Source organism: Nesterenkonia alkaliphila (assembly GCF_009758175.1).
GTDB classification, from domain to species: domain Bacteria; phylum Actinomycetota; class Actinomycetes; order Actinomycetales; family Micrococcaceae; genus Nesterenkonia; species Nesterenkonia alkaliphila.
The window spans coordinates 1-20,949 of the sequence record NZ_WRPM01000067.1 but is presented as its reverse complement, the minus strand read 5'-3'; the positions used below and the strand labels follow the sequence as shown (position 1 = coordinate 20,949).

At 62.0% G+C, this 20,949-nt stretch carries 14 protein-coding genes; 6 read left to right on the top strand and 8 right to left on the bottom strand.

Annotated features, from left to right (window positions below; translation table 11 throughout):
• Positions 1-123: 123 nt before the first annotated feature.
• Positions 124-1,743, bottom strand: coding sequence for a recombinase family protein (locus GNZ21_RS09040; RefSeq protein WP_157323485.1), 1,620 nt, complete (start codon positions 1,741-1,743; stop codon positions 124-126).
• A 421-nt stretch (positions 1,744-2,164) separates the two neighbouring features.
• Between GNZ21_RS09040 and GNZ21_RS09035 the strand changes: the two genes are divergently transcribed.
• Complete coding sequence (locus tag GNZ21_RS09035; protein ID WP_157323483.1) at positions 2,165-2,710, top strand: TetR/AcrR family transcriptional regulator; 546 nt, start codon at positions 2,165-2,167, stop codon at positions 2,708-2,710.
• 44 nt (positions 2,711-2,754) lie between these two features.
• Here GNZ21_RS09035 and GNZ21_RS09030 read toward each other — a convergent pair whose 3' ends face one another.
• The 3 genes from GNZ21_RS09030 to GNZ21_RS09020 all read right to left on the bottom strand — a co-directional run bounded on the left by GNZ21_RS09030 (position 2,755) and on the right by GNZ21_RS09020 (position 5,199).
• Positions 2,755-3,336 (bottom strand): TetR/AcrR family transcriptional regulator, encoded by a 582-nt coding sequence (locus GNZ21_RS09030; protein ID WP_157323481.1) that lies wholly within the window; start codon positions 3,334-3,336, stop codon positions 2,755-2,757.
• A 76-nt stretch (positions 3,337-3,412) separates the two neighbouring features.
• Positions 3,413-4,216, bottom strand: a complete 804-nt coding sequence (locus GNZ21_RS09025) for an ABC transporter permease (RefSeq protein WP_157323479.1) — start codon at positions 4,214-4,216, stop codon at positions 3,413-3,415.
• Complete coding sequence (locus GNZ21_RS09020; protein ID WP_157323476.1) at positions 4,213-5,199, bottom strand: ATP-binding cassette domain-containing protein; 987 nt, start codon at positions 5,197-5,199, stop codon at positions 4,213-4,215. Before GNZ21_RS09020 ends, GNZ21_RS09025 begins: the two co-directional genes overlap by 4 nt.
• A gap of 197 nt (positions 5,200-5,396) precedes the next feature.
• Between GNZ21_RS09020 and GNZ21_RS09015 the strand changes: the two genes are divergently transcribed.
• The 4 genes from GNZ21_RS09015 to GNZ21_RS09000 all read left to right on the top strand — a co-directional run bounded on the left by GNZ21_RS09015 (position 5,397) and on the right by GNZ21_RS09000 (position 12,784).
• On the top strand, positions 5,397-6,338 hold the full coding sequence (locus GNZ21_RS09015; RefSeq protein ID WP_229659489.1) for a helix-turn-helix domain-containing protein: 942 nt from the start codon (positions 5,397-5,399) through the stop codon (positions 6,336-6,338).
• 150 nt (positions 6,339-6,488) lie between these two features.
• Positions 6,489-9,950 carry a MobF family relaxase gene (gene mobF, locus GNZ21_RS09010; RefSeq protein ID WP_188503635.1) on the top strand — a complete coding sequence of 1,154 codons (3,462 nt, stop codon included), beginning with the start codon at positions 6,489-6,491 and terminating at the stop codon, positions 9,948-9,950.
• 105 nt (positions 9,951-10,055) lie between these two features.
• On the top strand, positions 10,056-11,975 hold the full coding sequence (locus tag GNZ21_RS09005) for an AAA family ATPase (protein ID WP_157323471.1): 1,920 nt from the start codon (positions 10,056-10,058) through the stop codon (positions 11,973-11,975).
• Positions 11,976-12,178: 203 nt separating this feature from the next.
• Entirely contained in the window at positions 12,179-12,784 is a 606-nt protein-coding gene (locus GNZ21_RS09000; protein ID WP_229659490.1) for a toll/interleukin-1 receptor domain-containing protein, read from the top strand.
• 143 nt (positions 12,785-12,927) lie between these two features.
• On the opposite strand, the gene GNZ21_RS08995 is transcribed toward GNZ21_RS09000, so the two are convergent.
• The 4 genes from GNZ21_RS08995 to GNZ21_RS08980 all read right to left on the bottom strand — a co-directional run bounded on the left by GNZ21_RS08995 (position 12,928) and on the right by GNZ21_RS08980 (position 17,866).
• Entirely contained in the window at positions 12,928-13,431 is a 504-nt protein-coding gene (locus GNZ21_RS08995) for a DUF4411 family protein (RefSeq protein WP_157323467.1), read from the bottom strand.
• Complete coding sequence (locus tag GNZ21_RS08990; RefSeq protein ID WP_157323465.1) at positions 13,431-14,588, bottom strand: ImmA/IrrE family metallo-endopeptidase; 1,158 nt, start codon at positions 14,586-14,588, stop codon at positions 13,431-13,433. The genes GNZ21_RS08995 and GNZ21_RS08990 overlap by 1 nt, the downstream gene beginning before the upstream one ends.
• Positions 14,589-16,097: 1,509 nt before the next feature.
• Positions 16,098-16,739: a hypothetical protein gene (locus GNZ21_RS08985; protein ID WP_198346001.1), complete on the bottom strand. Its 642-nt coding sequence runs from the start codon at positions 16,737-16,739 to the stop codon at positions 16,098-16,100.
• A gap of 206 nt (positions 16,740-16,945) precedes the next feature.
• Positions 16,946-17,866, bottom strand: a complete 921-nt coding sequence (locus GNZ21_RS08980; protein WP_157323461.1) for a DNA-processing protein DprA — start codon at positions 17,864-17,866, stop codon at positions 16,946-16,948.
• Positions 17,867-17,968: 102 nt separating this feature from the next.
• On the opposite strand from GNZ21_RS08980, the gene GNZ21_RS08975 reads away from it, so the two are divergent.
• On the top strand, positions 17,969-20,731 hold the full coding sequence (locus GNZ21_RS08975; protein ID WP_157323459.1) for a class I SAM-dependent DNA methyltransferase: 2,763 nt from the start codon (positions 17,969-17,971) through the stop codon (positions 20,729-20,731).
• Positions 20,732-20,949: the final 218 nt, after the last annotated feature.

Sequence of the window (20,949 nt, the reverse complement as noted above, 5' to 3'; positions counted from 1 at the left end):
CGTGGTGATGTCCTTTCGAGTGGGTTGTAGGAGATTCTTCGAAGGGGCCACCCGATGGCCGCGCCCCCGTCCGAGACGAAGACGGCGACGACCACCGGGATGGTTACACCACTCTATGGGACACTACTGAGTTGTCCGCTCCACCCAAGACGACGTACTAGAACACCTGACATCGGTTGATGTCGGTTCTGGTGTCAGGGCGGCGAACGGCTCAGCGAGTCGGATCGTCGCCCTTTCGTCTTCGCTGATCTCGATCCGGTCGTAGAACGTCTGGTTCGCCAGACGCCGACCGTGGTCGTCGGTGCGGGCATACACCCGCCCGCAGTCCACGAGGAGCCGCAGCGCGGTGCCGATGTGTTTGCGCGGGCCTTCATGTTGACCGTGCTCGTTGGCAAGTCTGCGGTCGATGTCGGCGAGGCCAATCCTGATGCGATCCTGGTGACGCTTGAGGGTGTCGAGGTCGATGGCGTCAGCGAAGTGCGCCGCCAGCAACTTCTCACTCTCGGCCTCCAACCGCTTCCGATTGACAGTCAGCTCGGCGAGTGCCTGTGAGCGCGAGGCAAGGCGCTCATCGAACGCGGCATCGACCTGCTCGGCCAGAGTGGTGTAGGTCTGCTCGCTGATGCCTATTTCTTGGTAGCAGTCTTCGACAAGCTTCTCGGCGACCCCGACGGGGACAGCTTTGCGGGTGCAGTTCTTGCGGCCGGTGGCTCGACCAGAGCACACGTAGTAGGCGTAGCGGATGCCCTGCTTGTTCTTCGCATAGTCCAACTGGAGCCGCGATTCGCAGGTGCCGCAGTACAGGGTGCCCTTGAGATAGTGCTCATGCTTGCGTCGCCGTTCCGAGGCTGTCCCGCGAGCTTCGAGCAGGGTCTGGACCTGATGCCAGGTCTCCACATCGATGAGCGGCTCGTGGCTGCCGGGGTGGACGGCGCCTTTGTAGCGGACCTGGCCGACGTAGTAGGGGTTGCGCAGCAGTTTGAAGAATGTCGAGCGCCCCACCGGCCCCGAGGCTCGCTTCGGCGTCGCCACGGTCGTCAGACCACGTGAAGTGACCTCGGCCAGCAGGTCGGTGACGGAGTAGTCGCCAGTGGCATAGGCGGTGAAGACCCAGCGGATCAGGTGCGCCCGCTCCTGGTCCACTTCGACGGTGCGGTACTCGCGGCCTTGCTCGTCACGCTTGCGGACGTTCAGGTACCCGATGGGCGCCCGCATCGGTGTCCCGCCTGAGGCAACCTTCTGCGTCAGGCCCTTGGTGACTTCGGAGGCGAGGTTCTTGGAGTAGAACTCCGCAATGGAGGACATAATCCCGTGCAACAGCATGCCCGAGGGGGTCTCGTCGATGTTTTCCGTCGCCGACACCAATGTGACGCCTGCTTCGACGAGGCGCCGGTGAATCTCCACGTCATCGAGCCGGTTGCGGGCCAGGCGGTCGACCTTATGGACGATGCAGTAGGTGACCTGATGGGTAGCGAGGTAGTCCAGCATCCGCTGCAAGTCCGGCCGGTCAGCGGAGCGGGCTGATTCTCCGGCGTCGACGAACTCGGCCACGATCCGCGCACCCAACGCCTCGGCCTTACGCGCGTTGGCCTCACGCTGGGCAGGGATGGAGAACCCTTCGTCGCGCCCGCCCTTGGCGGCCTGTTCCTTGGTTGAGACGCGTTGATAGGTCACCGCCGTGACCGACGGGGCGGCGTGTTCAGCTTCCGTGGTTGTCGGTCTGGGCTCTTCTGTGATTGTCAACGTGGTCGCCTCCTCGCGTTCGCCGCCGCCTGTTGTCCCGTCCGGGAGATGGAGCGGCAGTATCTCGATATTCTCGCGCCTCAGTGACGTCTCGCCGCGCCGAGGCAGTTTGCGCAGCTGGCTTACCGTGTGCCCCGGCGATTTCCTCGGCGTGGAGGGTGTCGGCCAGGTGCAGCACCAGCGCTACGAGCCGCCGCATGTCTGGCTCAGCCTTCACGACCGGTTCGGCGCTCAAGCGGCGGCCGGTGTCGGTGGCGCGGTGGTACTTCATGAACGATAGGTGCGCGCCGGTTCCCACCACAACAGCCCAGGACCGGGATACAGCGCTCCGTAGCGATGTGAGATTCCAGCGCTGGCAGGCCGAAAGTGGTGTCATACCAGTAGGTACAGAACCGCGCCGATGCAGGCTACCGTGGAGAAGATGGGACGCCGACCGTATGACAGCAGGGACAGGCTCATCGCAGCGATGTGCCACCTGATGTCCGAGCGCGGCTACACCGCCACCAGCCCCCGCATGGTCCTGGACCGTGCAGAACTGGGAAAAGGCAGCCTGTACCACCACTTCGACACCAAACAGGAACTCGGACTGGCGGCGATCGAGACCATGCGCGCTCGGCACGTGCGGTTCCTGGCGAAGTTCCTCGACGACCAGCCCTCCGCCAGCGATTACCTGGCCCACGTGCTCACGGTCACTTTCGACAAGCGCGACGGCCAAGCCCTCGTCCGGCTGCTCGCCGACCCCACCGTGACTAGCGGAGTCGGGCTGTCCACCGGAGCGACACAGTGGCTGGAGGACATTCGGGCCGTTGCTGCTGGTGCAGTGCGAACGGGTGAGTCTCAGCAGCATGGGCCGCACTCGGTCACCGAGCTTGCCTCGGTCGCCAATGCTCATGTCACGACTGCGCTGGGCGAAGCATTGCTTGGCTTGTCCACATGGGTGCCATTCACCGATGCACCGCACCGGTGACACGGTAACGCTACAAAAACTGGCAGCCATCGTCACCGTCCTTCTTACGAAAGTAGTCCGTTGACCAAGGCCTCTGTGACGTCGTCGAGCTCCTTTGCTGGTGGGAGGTCGCGGGGCCGAGTCACGGCGGTGACGGTCAAGCCTTGTAGCAAGACGAGTATGAGGCCAGCCGTTGTCTGTGCGGTGACCGGTGAACGTTCAGAAGACGCCAAGACTGTGGCGATCCGTTCGCGCCATGCGTCCAGGGCGTCGTTCTTCTTTTCGCTGCTGTCGAGGACTTGAGGGGCCACCAGCACGGTGGTGTAGGCCAGGGCGCGGAACCGGTCGTCGGTGCGCAGCAGTGTGATGTAGTCCGCCAGCAGCCTCTGGAGCCAGGCGGTATCGGAGGGGTCATCGGAAGCGGACAGCAATCGCTGGCCGTACTCGGACCAGCCCCAGTCGAGCGACTCGGTGAGCAGGCTCGCTTTGGAGCGGAAGTGGTGGTGCAGGGCTCCGCGGGTGACGCCGGCGCGCTCGGCGACGTGCTCGAAGGTCGCCCCGCGCCAGCCCTTGGCCTCGAAAGCCATCAGCGCTGCTTCTAACAGTGCGAGGCGTGTCTTGGCAGCGTCCTCGGCCGAACGTTTCATACATACACTCTAACTTGTAAAAGTGGTGGGGTTGGTTGCGCTGCGTCGTCGGCGTACAACCGAGTGCTCTGCGTTTTCATCCGGTGGCACGTCGGTACTGGCGGACCGACAGTGGCAGGAAGACGACCACGAGGGCCGCAGTCCAGATGAGGGTGTAGGCCACTGGGTGCTCCATGGACCATGCGGTGGAGGCCAGGGCGGAGGGGTCGGTGTTGCCGAAGAGTTCGCGTGCGGCCTGGGTGAGGGCCGATACGGGGTTCCACTCGACGATGTGCCGCAAGAGGCCGGAGAAGGATTCGAGCGGGACGAAGGCGTTGGACAGAAACGTCAGAGGCATGATCACCAGGTAGGAGGAGTTGTTGACCACCTCGGGGCTGGGGACCAGCAGTCCGATGTAGGCCATGATCCAGGAAAAGGCGTAGGCGAAGACTAGGAGCAGCGCGAACCCGGCGAGTGCGTCGAGTAGTGAGCCCTGGACGCGCCAGCCCACCAGCAGCCCCGTCAGGCCCATCACGATCAGGGACAGGATGTTGTAGCTCACGTCGGAGGCGGTACGTCCGATCAGGACCGCGGCGTGAGACATCGGCAGAGAGCGGAACCGGTCGATGAGGCCCTTCTGCATGTCTTCTGCCAGGCCGGAGGCGGTGAAGATCCCACCGAAGAGCACGGTCATGGCGAAGACGCCGCCCATGAGGAACTCGCGGTAGCTACTGCCATCACCTAGCTCGATGGCGCCGCCGAAGACGAATGAGAACAGCAGCACGAACATGATCGGTGACAGCAGTACGTAGACCAGCAGAACCGGTACTCGTTTGACTTTGACGAGATTGCGTTCAGCGATGACGGCACTGTCTTTGAGCGTGCGGATGGGGGTGTTCATCGGTTGTCCTTCGTGGGGGTGGAATCGTCGTTGGTAGGGGCCTGTTCGGCGCTGTGGCCGGTCAGGGAGAGAAACACGTCATCGAGAGTCGGGCGGCGAAGCCCGAGGTCGAGCAGACGCACATTCTGGGTGTCGAGTTCGCGTAGCGCGGTCATGAGCGACTCGGCGCCGTGAGGCGCTGGGGCGGTCACAGTGCTCGATCCGGCCTCGGAGTAGACCTCGGTTCCGGTCACCGAGCCCACGGTGCGTGCGGCGAGCCGAAGATCTGCTGGATCGGCAAGTGTAAGTTCGATGCGTTCGCCGCCAATGCGGGCTTTGAGGTCGGTCGCGGAGCCTTCGGCGATCACGCGACCGTGGTCGATGACGGTGATCTTGTCGGCGAGCTGATCGGCTTCTTCGAGGTACTGAGTGGTCAGCAGGAGAGTGGTCCCGCTGGCGATCAAGTCGCGGATGACGCCCCAGGTCTCGATGCGGCTGCGCGGGTCCAGGCCGGTGGTCGGCTCGTCCAGGACCAGCACCGGCGGTCTGACGATGAGCGCGGCAGCCAGGTCCAGGCGCCTGCGCATCCCGCCGGAGTAGTCCTTGGACGGCTTGCCTGCGGCGTCGGTCAGGGAGAACTGTTCCAGCAGTTCTGCGGCTCGGTCTCGGGCTTGGGCGCGCCGCAGGCCGTAGAGTCGGCCGATCATCACCAGGTTTTCGAACCCGGTGAGGTACTCATCGACTGCCGCGTACTGGCCCGACAGGCCGAGGTTGCGGCGGGCCTGCTCGGGTCTGGTCAGGACATCTATCCCGGCCAGTTCGGCGCTGCCTTCATCGGGTTTCACCAGCGTGGTGAGCACCCGGACCGCGGTGGTTTTTCCCGCACCATTGGGGCCGAGCAGGGCAAGAACTGTGCCCTGCTCGGCGCTCAGGTCCAGGCCGTCGAGGGCCCAGGCTCTTCCGTAGGTCTTCACAAGCCCGTGGGCTTGGATCGTCGCTGTCATCAGGTGGTTACTCCTTGTAGTCGAGTTGAGGTGGACCTGCTCGCCGGTGGCCGGTCTCTGCGGACATCCAAAGCTGGTCCGGAGGGACTGCGGTTCATGGCGGATGAACGAGACGGTTGATCAGGTCAAAGTCCGTGGCCTCTTCTAAACATACAGGCTAACATGTATCAATAGTTGGATGGTCAGGCCAGGCACGCATGGGGGTGATTGACGTCGATGCACGGAAGCCCTGCGAGATGGGGGCAGGGGCGAGTCCTGTTCGGCCCGTCGAAGCCGTCACCAACATTCAGCGGGCGCCTGTGGCCCCGCACCTCTACGACTGTGTCAAGTTGATGTTCGTTCGCGACGGGTCAGCGATCCTGACTGGCGCATTCGACGGAAGGGCGGTCAGGGCCGGTGAAGTGATCGTTCTGAGTGCGGAGACGTTGTGTGGATACGAGCCTGAGGGACCAGTCACGATGACGTCGATCTTTGTGGACCGGGACTATGCCATCGACCAGTTGTTCTGGCAGTACGCCGATCTGCTCTCGGATCGATGGGAGGCGCGAGACTTCGCCGACGAGCTGTACACCAAGCCCGCGCAGATTCTCCGCCTCGGCGAGAGACAGCTCCAAAGGCTCACTCCGTGGCTGGATGAGCTGGTGGCGCTCAGCAGCGAGGGGTCACTACCGGAGAGGTTCCACCGGATGCAAGCGCTGTTGTTCGCTGTGCTCGATGTCGTGACGCCGCACATGGCGACGACACCGATACGGCAGAGCCGGGTGCAGCGCAACGCGATCCGCCGCCGGTTCGCACCGGTGCGTGCTGAGGCCAGGACGGTGGCTCGGCTTCTTCGCGAGGAGCCAGCTCGACGATGGCGCCTGGCCGATCTCGCCGCAGTGGTGCATCTGTCGACTGCGCAGATGAGTCGGATCTTCACCAAGGCGTACGGGCAGACCCCGATCTCCTACCTGGCGACGGTGCGCGTCGAAGCGTTGACTCGCCTCCTACGCGAGACCGACCTGCCGGTGGGAAAGATCATGCGTCAGGTCGGATGGAACAGCCGAGGCCACGCCTCCGCCAAGTTCCGCCAGATCGTCGGCATCACGCCAAGCCAGTACCGCAGGCAAAACCGCGAACCCCGACGCGCAGCCGCCTGACATCCACGCCTGCGCCGCTACTTCAGCGACGCTCCGCCTGCGCCGATTCCCGATCCCGCGACCTGCACCTCCTATCATGTTTCTTAGTTCGATGTACGTATGCTACCATTGGTATTTCACCGTGGCCGGGTATGTGATGTGAGGTGCGGGATGAAGGGTGGCGTGATCCTCTTCCGAGGTAACGGCACCGCTGCGCGCCGGTATCTGGAGTCCGATCGCGCCCAGGCCGATGAGTACTACCTCGAAGCGGGCACCGCTCTGGCAGAGTTCTCCGTCCTCGACAACGACGGCGAAGTGGTCGGGGAGGGTGTGCTCGATCCAGAGCAGTACGCCGCCTGGGTTGACTGGATCAATCCGCTGACCGGTGAGTCGATGGGCACCCCACGCGAGCCTGGCGAGGGCAGGCAGGGGTCGCCGCGGTTCGCGGAGATGGTCATCAACACCCCCAAGTCCCTCTCTGTCGCCGCTGCCCTGCATCCGGAGGTCTCCGAGGCGTTGGATGTGGCGCAGAAGCACGCGATGGACCAGATGCGCGCCTGGCTGGGCCAGCATTCGGTGACGCGTGTGGGTCCGCGTGGCAAGCAGGAGGTCGTGCCGGTCGAGCAGTTGGAGACCGTCTCGGTTGTCCACCGGACCTCGCGGGCGGGTGATCCGCATCGCCATATCCACTTCCAGATCGGCACCCGCGTCTGGGCGGCGAGTAAGTGGCGGGGCCTGGATACGGCGGCGTTGTTCAAACAGCAAGGCGCACTGCGCGCTCTGGGTACGGCGGTGCTGGCCGCGCACCCGCAACTGGCGGAGACGTTGCACGAGCACGGCCTGACCCTGGACCCGGTGACGGGCGAGGTCACCGAGTTGGTGCCGTTCAACGACCAGATGAGCAAGCGCGCGGTGCAGGTGCGCAAGAACCTCACGCGGATGGAAGCCGAATGGGAAGAAGGACACCCCGGTCAGGAGCCCGGACCGGTGGTGCGCTCGAAGCTGGTCGCGATGGCCTGGGACCACGAGCGCCCCGCCAAGAAGCCTTCCCAACTGTCGACTGAGGCCGGATGGCGCCGTGAGTTGCGCGACGCCGGCTACACCCCGGAGACACCGCAGACCGCGCACCCCCCAGCGGTGTCGCTCGATGACCTGAGGGTGCAAGAGGTTGCGAATCGTGCGCTGGATCGTTGCGCCGCGAGTGCGTCGACCTGGACTCGGCACATGGTGCAGGAGCAGGCGACCCGGATCGTGACCGAGGCCGGAGTCCGCGCCGAACCGGACGCGATCACTGAGTTCGTGACCAGCGCAACGCGCCTTGCCACCGAGGACTGCCTGTCGGTGCTGCCCCCGGACGCGCCACAGGTCGATCATGTGGCGCACCTGACCAGCGTGCAGGTCATACGCGTCGAGACCGAACTGCGCGACCTCCTGGAAGCACGCGTCACTGGACGGACGCACGAGGCTCCCGACGTGAGCAAACTAGCCGAGCAACACGGGCTCGATGCCGGACAGGTCGAAGCGGCTGCGGCGGTCGCCTCTGCCGATCCGCTGGTGGTCATCGAAGGCGCCGCCGGTGCGGGCAAGACGACCATGCTCGGTGCCGCGATCGCCGCCGCACAACAGGACAGACGAAGGATGCGGGTGGTGGCGCCGACGAAGAAGGCCGCTGACGTCGCGGCCAAGGAACTCGGGGTACCCGCGGACTCGGTCGCCAAGCTCGTCCACGCTCATGGGTGGCGGTGGAACCGCGACGGCGTCTGGACACGACTGGCCCCCGGCAACGTCGATCCCGAGACCGGCGAAACCTACACCGGCCCACCCGAGAACGCCCGGTTGCAGCCCGGTGAGCGGGTGGTGGTGGATGAGGCCGGGATGCTCGACCAGGACACCGCCCTCGCTCTGCTGACTGTCGCCGCCGAGACCGGCGCGACGGTCGCGCTGGTCGGCGACCGCGCCCAGCTCCCCGCCGTCGGGCGGGGTGGTGTGTTGGACATGGCCGCGCAGATCACCGGCGCCACGATCGACATGACCGGCGTGCACCGCTTCACCGACCCCGACTACGCCGACCTCACCGTCCAGATGCGCACCGGGAGCAACCCGGCGTTGGTGTTCGACCGGCTGAATGACCTCGGCCTCATCCACCTCCACGACACCGAAGAGACAGCACGTGAGTACATCGCCGCCGCCACGGCCGGTGAAGGGGCGATCACGGTTGCGACCAACGACGAAGCCCGAGCTTTGAACGAGCGCATCCGCGAGACCCGAGTCCAGTCCGGCGTCGTCGATGACGCCCGCACGGTGACCGGTAGCGACGGGCTCGACATCGGCGCAGGCGACCTTGTTCAGACGCGGAAGAACGACAGCACGTTGAAGGTGGCGAACCGGCAGACTTGGATCGTCCAACACGTCGAGGACGACGGCACCGTGTGGGCCAAGGAGACCGGCACCGGGAGGAAGCACCAGCACACCGTCACCCTCCCGGCCGAGTACGTCACCCAGCAGGCCCACCTGGCCTACGCGTCCACTGCCTACGGCGTCCAAGGCGCCACCGTCGCCGAAGCAGACACCCTGCTCTCCGATGGGCTCAGTGCCGCAGGCCTGTATGTCGGGATGACTCGCGGGCAGAACCAGAACCGGCTCCACATCGTCGCCGAGGGCCTGGATGAGGCGCGTGGGGAGTTCACTGCGGCGATGGAACGTGACCGCGCCGATCGCGGCCTCGCCACCGCAACTCACACCGCCGGTGCCGCCGTCGCCGGACTCACCGACGACGGGCCGGTCAAGCTCGTCAACACCGAACGCGCGCACCTGCGCAAGCGGATCGCGAAGGCTGAGGGTGAGGTCGACAAGTGGCAGCAAGCTATCGAGGCGTTCACCGAGCAACGAGAAACGCACCGCGCTGAACAAGAAGAGCATGAGGGCGGGGTCGCGGCGGCGGAGTCTCATGCCGAACAGGTGCGTGCCGAGGTCACCGAGCCGCTGATCGAGCAGGCCACCGTCGACGGCAATGAGTACCTGACAGCTCGCTCCGCGCTGGGGGAGGCCGAGACCGCGCATCGTTCGGCGGGCAGGCTCAAGAAGCGCACCACCGCCCGCACCCTGGACGAGGCCGGAACGGAACATCGAACGGTCGAGCAATCGGTGCGGGAACGGTGGGGCAGCCTCCCGCAGACCACCACAAACGTGCAGGCATGGGCACAGGCCGTCGCACAACAGCACGCGGATGTCGACCTGCGCGTGGTCGATGCTGACCAGCAGGCCGAGAACGCACGCACCGGCAAACGCGAACTCAGTGAGCGGCACAGGGCAGAGCGTGCCGGGCTCTCGCGCCGCTACTTCACCCGCGACCCTATCGGCACCCACCCAGGACAAGAACGCGCCCAGGTTGAGCTGGACCGTTGGCAACATCGCGCAGACAACCTGCGTCGCGACCTGGGCGACATCGAACGACTCCCGATCAACGAGGCGGCCGAACTCGTCTCCCAACGCCGGGCCAAAGCCCAGGCACGCCGCCAAGCCGCCGAACGCGCCCGTTCGCGGAGCCAGTCACAACTTACGGATACTGACCTCGGACCGACGCGCAGGCCACCTCCGCGACCCAGACCCTCGCGCGACGGCATCGGGATGTAAGCGGCCCGCGCGCCTCGATGCATGCCGTGCGCGTCAGTGGTTCATGGGATCATTGAGGCATCGAACGACGGGCGTACAGAGGCGCTCTCGGTCAGGGAGGAGCCTATGCACAGCCTGAAAATTCGCTTCGAAGGGTACAAGCGACTCGCGAAGACTTCCTGCAACACCGATGGACGGATCCTTGCTTTCGTCGGCTCCAATGAGTCCGGCAAGTCTTCTATGTTGGAGGGGTTGGTGTGGCTAACGAACCGTCAGGATGACGAGCTCCCCGTGGTGTACCAAAACCGCAGCCTCAGCATGGCTGATGATGACGTTGTGGTCGAAGCGATCTATGAGCTTGACGGTGAGGACGTAGAGAGCATCCAGGATCTCGATCTGCTGGAGCAACCGACTAAATTCATCGTCCAGAAATGCAAGGATGGGAGCGTGGGCTCGGATGCGAAGCCTTATCCGCGACGAAATCCCAAGCCATTTCAGGATGCGTCGGCGAAGCTGGAAGCGACACGTCGTAGGCTGCAAAAGCAATTCGCTGCTCACGTTGATGAAGACGACGATGAAAGCGAGAGTCCCGACAACTGGGCTGAGGACGTGCTCGCTGCTCTCGGTGACCCAGAAGCCGATTGGGCCGAGGAGACCGCGAACGCGGCCGAGAGACTCGCGGACTGGCTCGATGAAGTCTCCCCCTCCAGCCGGAGCGGTAAGCCGCGCGATTCTCGAACCGCCGAACTGATCCGCATCGCGCTGGGTAAGTCACGCTCGAAGCATCCGCGAGGCATCGCCAGAGAGCGCCTGAATTCTCGAGTCCCGGCCTTTGTTCTATTTAAGGGCGAAGACCGAGAACTGAGCACAGTGCATCAACTAAATGACGATGAATATCGTGCTCAACCACAACCTGCACTCGCCAACCTGTTGCGAATCGCTGAGTTGGACCTTCAGCGGCTCTGGGGATTCGTCGAGTCTGGCGATGAGAGCAGCCGTGAGACTCTCATAGAAGAAGCGAACGAGAACCTCCAAGACTTCTTCACCCAAGCCTGGAACCAATCGAATGTCTCGGTTCGGTTCAAGATCAGTGGCAAACGCTTAGAGGTCTACTTGAAGGAACTGGGACGTGGCGGTCCGGTTACCAACATCGAAGAACGCAGTGACGGTTTAAGGACCTTTGTCGCACTCGCAGCATTCCTAGCATCCCAAGAACTGACAGTGCCGCCGATCTTACTGATTGATGAGGCAGAAACTCATCTGCACTACGACGCGCAGGCCGATTTGGTAGGCGTGCTACTGAAGCAAGTCAACGCAACGCAGGTCTTCTACACCACACACTCCCCGGGAAGTCTTCCTGGAGACCTTGGCACCGGCATCAGGCTACTCCGCAAAGATTCGTCTAGACCAAATGCCAGCCTGATCCGCCATGACTTCTGGACCAACGAAGAACCCGGATTCGCACCATTGCTCTACGCCATGGGCGCATCTGCCGCGGCCTTCTCCGTATGTCGGCTCGCGGTGCTGGCTGAAGGGGCCGCCGACATGATTCTCCTGCCCACGCTCATTCGCATGGCGACAAAGAAGGACGATCTTGACTATCAGGTGGCACCCGGTCTCGCCAATGCGCATGCGTTCGGAATGAAAGTTGAAGAGGTCGCGGCAAGAGTGGTCTACCTGACTGATGGTGATGGAGAAGGAAAGAAGTACCGTGACCAATTGCTTGAAGCGGACGTCGACGCCGATCGAATCTTCTCGCTACCCGACGGTTGGGCTAGTGAGGACCTGGTCGATCGTGATGTCTTCGTGGAGATCGTTAACACACTTCTGCCCGAAGGTGCCACCGTAACCGAAAGCGACTTACATGACGGACAGCCTATTGTGAAGTCGCTAGAGGACTGGGGAAAGCGCGCGAAGGTCAGAGTGCCGGGTCATGTTGCCATTGCGTACGGACTGGTGAATCAGAGGCAGCGACTCAAATTCGCCTCCGGGGCGAAGAGGGCCCTAACCCAGTTACACGCGGCTTTCTCTCGCGCATTCACATAAAGTAACTGTCATGGCTACATCGATCATGGCATCGGCGCAAGAGTCACCAAGGGAGCCCTTGGCTGATCCGTATGGGATGTCGGTCGTTCGTGAGAAGGTACGGGTACGGAAGGAGGTGAGAGGCCATGCCATCGAGACGCATACCGTCGCAGTCACAGATCAAATCACAAATGAGGGCCGCCCAGCGCAAGGCTGAGTCCCAGATGAAGACGGAAGTTAAGAAGGCGGAGCGACAGTTGGAGCGTGATATGAACGCCGCCGCCAGGAAGTGGGAGCGTGATGCTAACCGGAAGTTGCGAGCAACGCGCCCTTCCGTCACCTACACAACCTCAGAGCGCCGCTATCTCTCGCCTGTTCAGCAGCAAGCAGAGCGGCAGTCGTACACGCACCCTGAACGCCGCGATGTTTTCCTCTGCCATGCGTGGGATGACCGCGAAGGGGCTGCCAAGGAACTTCATGACTTGTTGGAGTCCTTCGACGTGGACGTGTGGTTCAGCGAGAAGGACGTCCCTCTCGGAACTTCTTTGATTCGGTCGATCGACAACGGACTGAAGATGTCCCGCATCGGTATCGTCCTTGTCACGCCCGCGATGCTCGGGAGTCTTGCTGGACAGGGAATCGCAGACAAGGAGCTTTCGGCTCTGCTGGCGACCGACCGAGTGATCCCGGTGACTCACGAGACCACCTTTGAAGCACTCCGGGATGAAAGCCCTCTGCTAGCCTCTCGGTCTGGTCTCAGTACAGAGGACTCCTCCTTGACAGAAGTAGCGATCAAGATTGCCAACGCAGTCCGCCCCGAAAATGATTAGTTAGCTTCTTGCCCGTGCTAACGTCGTCAGAACGCAACGGCGTCGTAGGATACAACCTTTGCTCGACGGCCCCCGGGCGGACTTCGTTTCGATAGATTGGGCCAGCGAGACATTTCCGTACCCTATCTCCTAGGGGCGGACAGTTATGAGCTGAAAGTCGTTGCTCGGAGGTCGAGCTGAGTTCCGGTTTGCCGGAGCATCTGGAAGGTGTCGGTCGTGCTGATGCCCATGGCCAGACAGGCGTCCGGGATCAGTACCCTGGCGCGAGCATTGGGTTGGGAGCGTTCGTGGGTGACTACGGTGTGCTGGTGCTCGCGGGCGTAGGCCACCAGGAGATAGTCGGCGTTGTTGCCGGTGAAGTCGGCTAGGGCAGCTTGGGTGAAGTTCCGTGAGGTCGCCCAAGAGGTGAGGTCGCCGAAGTGCTGTGTGGTGCCTTGATCGATGGGTCGGAAGAACGCGGTGTTAGCACGTGCCCAGGCGGCGAGTTCGTCGTTTCCGTCGAGGAGTTCGTCGCGGACCGCGTCGATGCTGCACGCCACGGACTGCTGGTGTGCCTGGTCGAGCCAGGACCAGAATCCAGGGGCGATGTCGAAGGCGTAGTAACGGTTCTTGGCCTCGATGAGCACGTTGGCGTCGACCAGATACATCAGGCCACTCCCAACTCGGCTGCCAGGTTTTCGAAGGTTGCGTGCTTCTTAGTGCCGAGCAGGCGGTAGGCGTCCCGGTAGGTGGTGGACCCTTCGAAAGCACTGGCGATCACAGCCTGGGCGAACTGACGGCTGAGTCGAATTGGCTGCGTGTAGTAGTAGTTGCCGCCGCCGTCCTCTCCGCGTCTCGCTGCGAGGATGCCGATCACGCGGTCGCGCTCGTTCTCATAGCGCTCGCGGTAGTCCTCCCAGGTCAGGAACCGAGCGTCGAAGATGCGTTTGAGCACCACCAGGGTGCTGACTCGGTACTTCCTGGCCAGGCGCTCCAACTCCTCGATGTTCGCCTCGCCGCGGTAGTCGCTGCGTAGCGTGGTAAGCGGGACTAGTACTTCGGCGGCGACCCGGTTGCACCATAGTTCCTCGGTCACGCCGTCCTCAGCCGTCATGGCCGCATCGGAGAGGGCGCTCGCTCCCAGCCAGATGTGTGCGAGTTCGTGGATCATGGTGAAGATCTGTGCGGCCTTGGTATCAGCGCCGTTGACGAAGATCAGAGGTACGAGCGGGTCGGACAGTGCGAACCCTCGGAACTCCTCGGGATTGAGTTTGCGATGAGTGTTCGCGCCAACGATGCCGTTGACCATCACCAGGACGCCGATGTTCTCGATGCGGTCGATTAGGCGCCGCAAGGCGTCTTCCCAACTGGAGAACATACCCCGCTCGGTCAGATCGAAGCCGAGCAGATCGCGCATCTGATCCGCGACTAGCGCTGGTGGCGTCTCGGTTGTAGCGGAGCCGACGAACTCAGGTTCGATCACGCCGCTTTCTTGTGCGTAGGTCCGGTACCAGTCCTGGCGGGCCTGGCACAGGTAGATCGTGTCCAGTAGGTCTGCAGAGGGCTGTGGGACCGCGGCATTCCCGATCGTGCGCATGTCCGGGATCGGCACGTCTTCCACGGGCGCCTCGGAGAGGAACAACAGTCCGAAGGGCGTATGGGTGTCGCTGGCGAACTTCTCCAACTGCTTCAGCGTCGGCCGGTGTGTGCCCGAAACCCACTCATCGAGCCTGGGCGCACGACGCTCGACAGTTTCCTCGTCCCACCCTGCTCGTTCGACTGCCCACTGGAGTAGATCGGGGGCGACATCAACGCGGACAACCATCCCGATCACCTCCATTCGAGTTCCAGTCGAGACGCAGTTCTGATTGACAGTCTACGTAGTAGGACGGACAGGACCATGGCCGACGAGCCGCTTCTCGGCTAGTCTCTGGCAGCACCTGCTCGTGCGTTACTCCGGTCGGCGCTTCGTGTGCTCCCAGACTGTCACCCGATGGACGTTGAACCGCTTGGCGATCGACAGGACACTCTCGCCATGAGCACGGGCGGTTCGGATAGCGTCCACTTCCCTCTCGGTCAGCGGTGTTCGGGGCCGTCTCGTTGGGTTCGAGACCACCCCCGGCTCGGGCTCAGACGCCGGAGGCTGCTTGCTCGCGATGCTCCGTCTCGCCTGCTCCCACGCCGAACTCAGCCGTTCCAGGCGACGTTGGGTGTTCGGTTTGGGTCCAGCCAGGTCCTCCTCAAGAGACTCGGGGGCTTCATCTTCAGTAGTCGCTGCTGAGGAAGTCTCTATGGTGACGCCCCAACGACGGGACGATCTGTTGGTGACGGACTAGATGACTCAATGCCACCTTGAGCGTCAGTCCCACCGCAGGCTGTAAGAGCAAGCGACACGCAAGCGGCTAGAACAGTGGGTAGATTACGCATTGTTTCCCCTCGACAGTGCTAGATGACTAGTCCATCACATTCTACCTAGTCGGTATTACCTCGTAGGGCCCAAGCAGATCCTGGAGTTTCACGGCGCTCGGCCCAGCCGCCCGGCGATGATGAACTCCCGCGGACTTCCTCTTAGTCTGGTGATTAAGGTGATGCGTGGTCGCACCCCAGCGTCAATGGAACGGTATCGATCCACACGTCGATGTGAGAGCCATGGCCTACTCGGGGCCGACATTAAGGTTAAGTGCATGAAATTCCAGAGCTTCGGAGGCTGCTCCGAGAGGCAGTCGATAGCAGCCTGCTGGAAGACCCTGCACTATATATCGACATTGCTGATCACTGTGATGACCACCATGGTATGGATCTCTCCAAAACCTAGCGTCATCACCGATGATGCTGAGATCGAACCGAGACCCTCTCATGAGATAAACTAAAGGGTGCTCTGACGCCATCCGGCAATTTCAGTCTCGTTCCTGGTCCAGGCGTGAGACATGCGGATCGCGTCGGACGGTGACTAACTGAATATTGTGAAACAACTCCATAAACTGCATGGGCCTTTAGCTCAGTTGGTAGAGCATCGGACTTCAATAGGAGCGCCTCCGCGGAAACGCCGGGGATGACACCACTCAAAGTCGGGGAACCCTTCCTAGGGAACACCTAGATGGCAATCCCGAGCCAAGCCGAGACCCCGTTTCGGAAGGTGTAGAGACTGGACGGGTGGCACCTACGGCACAGGCTATGGTGAAGGGACAGTCCAGACCACGAACGCTCTTGCGAGCGGCGGCGAAAGCCGAAGTGGGAGGTTAATCCGCTGGTCGCGGGTTCGAGCCCCGCAGGGCCCACTGCAACAGTTTGGCCGCTCTAGTCAGCAATGACTAGAGCGGCCAAACTGCGCCCATCACATCTCAGCGACACATTCGCTGATCCCTGGGACAGCAAATGGGCAGACCTGCGCGCTCGGCTGAGGAGAGTGCGGGATCGCGTCAAAAAGATACCGGGCTGCCGTATGGGTCGGGTCTAACCACCTCGCTACTACCAGTACAGTCACCGAATTAGCCCCCGCCTTCTTCAGCGCTGCTGCACCGGACTGTGCGTGGCTGCCGGAGACCCATGTGTCCTCGACCAGCAGCACATCATCACCGCGGTTAAGTCCGTGGACACCAAAGAGATCAGTATCTACAACCCCGCGCTGCTTACCTCCCCCAGAAGTAGGCTCTCCCGAATAATCCAAGAGTTCCTCAGCACCGATCTCCCATTTCAGAGCATCCAGCACTCGGGCTGCCAAGTGAGCAAGCGGGCTTACCTGCCCTGGGTTTTTGGTCGAAGGAATGACCGTCACCCGGTTCGGCGTCCTGCCCGTTGTGGCTTGCAAGCACCTCCAGTGGTAGCGCAGTGCCACATAGAGAACCGACGCAAGTCCAGCGAATGCAGGATTGTCTCCCGGCTGACCGTATCTTGAGTCCTTGTAATTCCACATGTCACGGCCGGTCTGATCCTTACCTGCACTGGCGTAGAGCAACGGAAAGACGGCGTCCGCCAACCCAGAGCCGACAACCTGCTGTTTACGATATCCAGAGCACGGCTTGCATAGCTCATAACGCTCATCAGTGCTTGAGAAGTCGAGAAGGCCTACCGGGCCGCTGCAGGTGCTGCAGACTGGCAGGCCCCGCTGTCGCGCCGCAGATCGCAAGTGGGTCTGTCGCCCTAAATACTCGTTCACCTGGGCATCGAACGCCCCCGACAGGCTCATCCGAAAAGCTGTGTGCCTCTCAGGTGCGCCGTCACCAGCTCATGGGCGACAGCTGCGGCTTCCTCAGCACTATAGACAACTCTGGCAAGCCCTCTTTCTGCGTACTCATGGCCCCAGCTGGTCTCCCGAGCTACCTGGTCAGAGATGATCAACCCCCGAGAATGACCAATCGCTGCCCTAGCCTGGTGACGGGTCCCGGATTTCTCCTGAGCAGAGATCACAATGGTGGCCAGCCCATAGGCAGACATCACGTGATTACGCATCGGGAAGGCGAACTTCGCGCCCGAGAAATCTGGTTCAAACTGAGACAGCACCAGTCCTGTCTCTACGATCTGCTCCCTCAACTGTAAGTGCGAGGCTGGATATGTGTGGTCCAACCCGGTGCCCATCACCGCAACGGTGCGGCCTTGGGCTTCTAAAGCCGCGTCATGAGCTGCCCCATCGATGCCGGCCGCTAACCCCGAAGCTACTGTGAGTCCCCGAGACACCAGCTCCTCTGCGGTCCGGGCAGCCTGGTCACGAACATCAGGACTGACTCGGCGCGAACCCACCACAGACACCGCAGTATCTTCCGGCACGACTTCGCCCTGGTAATACAGCAAAGCAGGGGCTTCCCACGCACCGCGTAAATACCGCGGATAGGCATGGTCGAGAACAGAAAGGACGCCGTACCCCTGAGCCTGCCAGCGCTGCAGATCAACGCAGGCACGCTCAATCTCAAGTTCCAGCTCCGGGTCAATCAGAGTGGTCCCGAACAGAGCCTCCAGCAGATAGTCGGCCCCCTCCTGCTGCAGCAGCTGGACCCGCTCAGGCTGCGTCAGAGGGTGATACTTGCGCGTAGCGACGAGGATCTTGATGATCGTCTCATCATCAACTCCTCGGGCTCCTGCACGAAGTGCAGTTGTGCTCGGCTCCATCTTCACCATCATACGAGCCATCATGCCCCCTGCCTACGACATGTCACGTGACCTTTCTCCGCACGGAGCCTCGACCTCCGTACCTGTGTGTAGCCTGAATGCATGGAGAAAGCTCGCAGCTTCGAGGAGATCTACCGACAGGCCGACCGGTTCGTGCTGGACTGGAAGGACGCCGCAGGAGATGAGCGTCAGCAGGCTCAGATGTTTGTGAGGGATTTGCTGCAGGTGTATGGGCTCACCGACTCCCGGGCTGCGTTGTACGAGCACCGGGCCAAGCGGACTTCCACCGGCAGGCAGGGCTACATCGACGCCTTGGTCCCCGGCATCCTCGCCGTGGAGATGAAATCCGCCGGGGAGGACTTGGTCAAAGCAGAAGCCCAAGCTCTGGACTATCTGCATGATCTTCCCGAGGCCGAGTTCCCTGATTGGGTGCTGACCAGCGACTTCACACGCTTCCGGCTGCTGAACCTCAAGGCAGGAACCGACGACGCCGCCACCGAGTGGGATCTGGAGAACTTCCGGGACCACGCGGAGAAGTTGGCGTTCCTGGCCGGCTACGGCCACCGGATCCTCAGCTTCGAAGAACGCGAGGCTGCCTCCATCAAAGCGGCCCAGCTCATGGCCTCCCTGTACGAGGGTCTCGCCGATTCCGGGTACGACGAGCACGCCTCCTCAGTATTCATGGTCCGGTGCCTGTTCATGCTCTACGCCGACGACACCGCCCTATGGGGTGAACGCGACCTGTTCCTGGAGTTCTTGGAGAACCGCACCGAGGAATCCGGGAATGATCTTGGTCCGATGCTGGCTCAGCTGTTCCAGATGCTGAAGACCCCGCCGGAACGGCGGCCCCGCAACCTCACCGGGCTCCTCGCACGCTTTCCCTATGTCAACGGCGGGCTCTTTGAAGAAGACGTCGCGATCCCGTTCTTCGATTCAGATATGCGCCGTCGTTTGATCGAGGCCTGCTACTTCAACTGGTCAGCGATCAGCCCGGCAATCTTCGGCTCACTGTTCCAGGCAGTGAAGGACAAGGCCGCCAGGAGGTCGCTGGGAGCGCATTACACCACCGAACGGAACATTCTGCGGGTGATCCGACCGATGTTCCTCGATGAGCTTCATGAGGAGTTCGAGGCGAAGAAAGACTCGGTGCGAGGGTTGAAGAACCTACGCGAGCGGCTGGGACAGATGCACTTCTTCGACCCTGCCTGTGGATGCGGGAACTTCCTGATCATCGCCTACCGAGAGATGCGCGCCCTAGAACTGCGCATCATTGAACGGATTCAGGAGCTAGAGGCCGGTCGGAAGTCGAAGTCTGCCCTGAATGAGGGCCTGTTCTTCACCGGGGATCAAATCATGGTCCAAGCCAAGCAGTTCCACGGGATAGAGATCGAGGACTGGCCCGCCCGAATCGCAGCCACCGCACTGCACCTGGTGGAACACCAAGCGAACCAGGAGATGCAGGCCCGCCTCGGCGCAGCCCCTGAGCTGCTGCCTCTGGACAAGGTCGAAACCATCCACACCGGCAACGCCCTGCGCATGGACTGGACAGAGGTGGTCGAACCCAGCGAGAACGTCGTGGTGATAGGGAACCCTCCGTTCCTTGGACATGCCACGCGCTCCACTGAGCAGGCTCAGGAACTCCGCGATGTATGGCAGCGTAAGGACATCGGTCGCCTCGACTACGTCACAGGCTGGTACAAAAAGTCCCTAGACTACTTCGGACCCCATAGTGGACGATGGGGCTTCGTCTCCACAAACTCCATCACCCAAGGCGAGCCTGTACCCGCCCTCTTCGGTCCGGTCTTTGAAACAGGATGGCGCATCAGATTTGCCCACCGAACTTTTGCTTGGACTTCCGAGGCGCCGGGGGCGGCGGCAGTACATTGCACCATCGTGGGTTTCGACCGCCTCGCTAAGCCTCCGGCAAGACTCTTTGACTATGCTGATCTCCGTGGCGAGCCCCAGGAAGCTGCAGCCGAGCAGATCAATGGCTATCTGGTTGACGCCCCGAATGTACTCGTCGAGCAACGACGTAATCAGCTGTCTCCCGAACTCGGAAACGCCACGTTCGGCAACATGCCTCGCGACGGCGGCAACCTCGTAGTGACTCGTGAAGAGGTAGATGAAGTTCGGGCTGATTCGGTCGCCGCTAAGTATCTGCGCCCTTATCCCGGTGCTCGGGAATTAGTTCACAATGAGGAACGGTGGTGCCTCTGGCTGGTAGACCTCGATCCCGGAGACCTCAGCCGCAGCCCTCTCCTTCGGCACCGTTTGGAGGCTGTCCGCGAGTTCCGTGCAGCAAGTTCTGCCGCTTCGACGCGTAGCATGGCTGCAACTCCTGCCCTATTCGGACAGCGTTCACAGCCAGACACCGAGTACGTGTGCATCCCTAGCGTGGTCAGCGAGAACCGACGGTACTTCACGGTTGCTCGCTTCGGTCCGGAAATCATTGCCAGTAACGCCAACTTCAAAATACCGGACCCAGATGGGGTCCAGTTCGCGATCCTCTCGTCATCGATGTTCATCACCTGGCAGAAGACAGTCGGCGGTCGTCTGGAATCACGCCTTCGTTTCTCCAACACAATTGTGTGGAACAACCTCCCTCTCCCTGAAGTCCCCAATGACCTCCGCGGGAAGATCGTTGCCGCCGGTCAGGGTGTGCTGGAGGCTCGGGATCGGCACCCTGAGCGGTCCCTGGCCGACCATTACAACCCGCTGGCGATGGACCCTGCACTCATAAAAGCGCATGACAAACTCGATGCTGTCGTTGACCGCGCTTTCGGAGCCACCCGAACCTGCCAGTCGGAGAAAGAACGCCAAGAGATCCTTTTCACCCGCTACGCCGAAATGACGTCGGCGAGATGATGGCTACACATCAGAACCTCGAATGGGCCGTGATTGTCGGGAGAACAGAAGAGGCAGAATAGTGGAGCATTCCTTCGAAGAATTTGGACCTACTGGCTTCCAAGACTTGGCCGCCGCTCTGGCCATCGCGAAGTTCGGTGCAGGGGTTCAGGTAATGGGCTCTTCACTATTGATGGTGTGGACCGGTTGGTCTGACTCCTAAGGGATGTGGCGGCTCA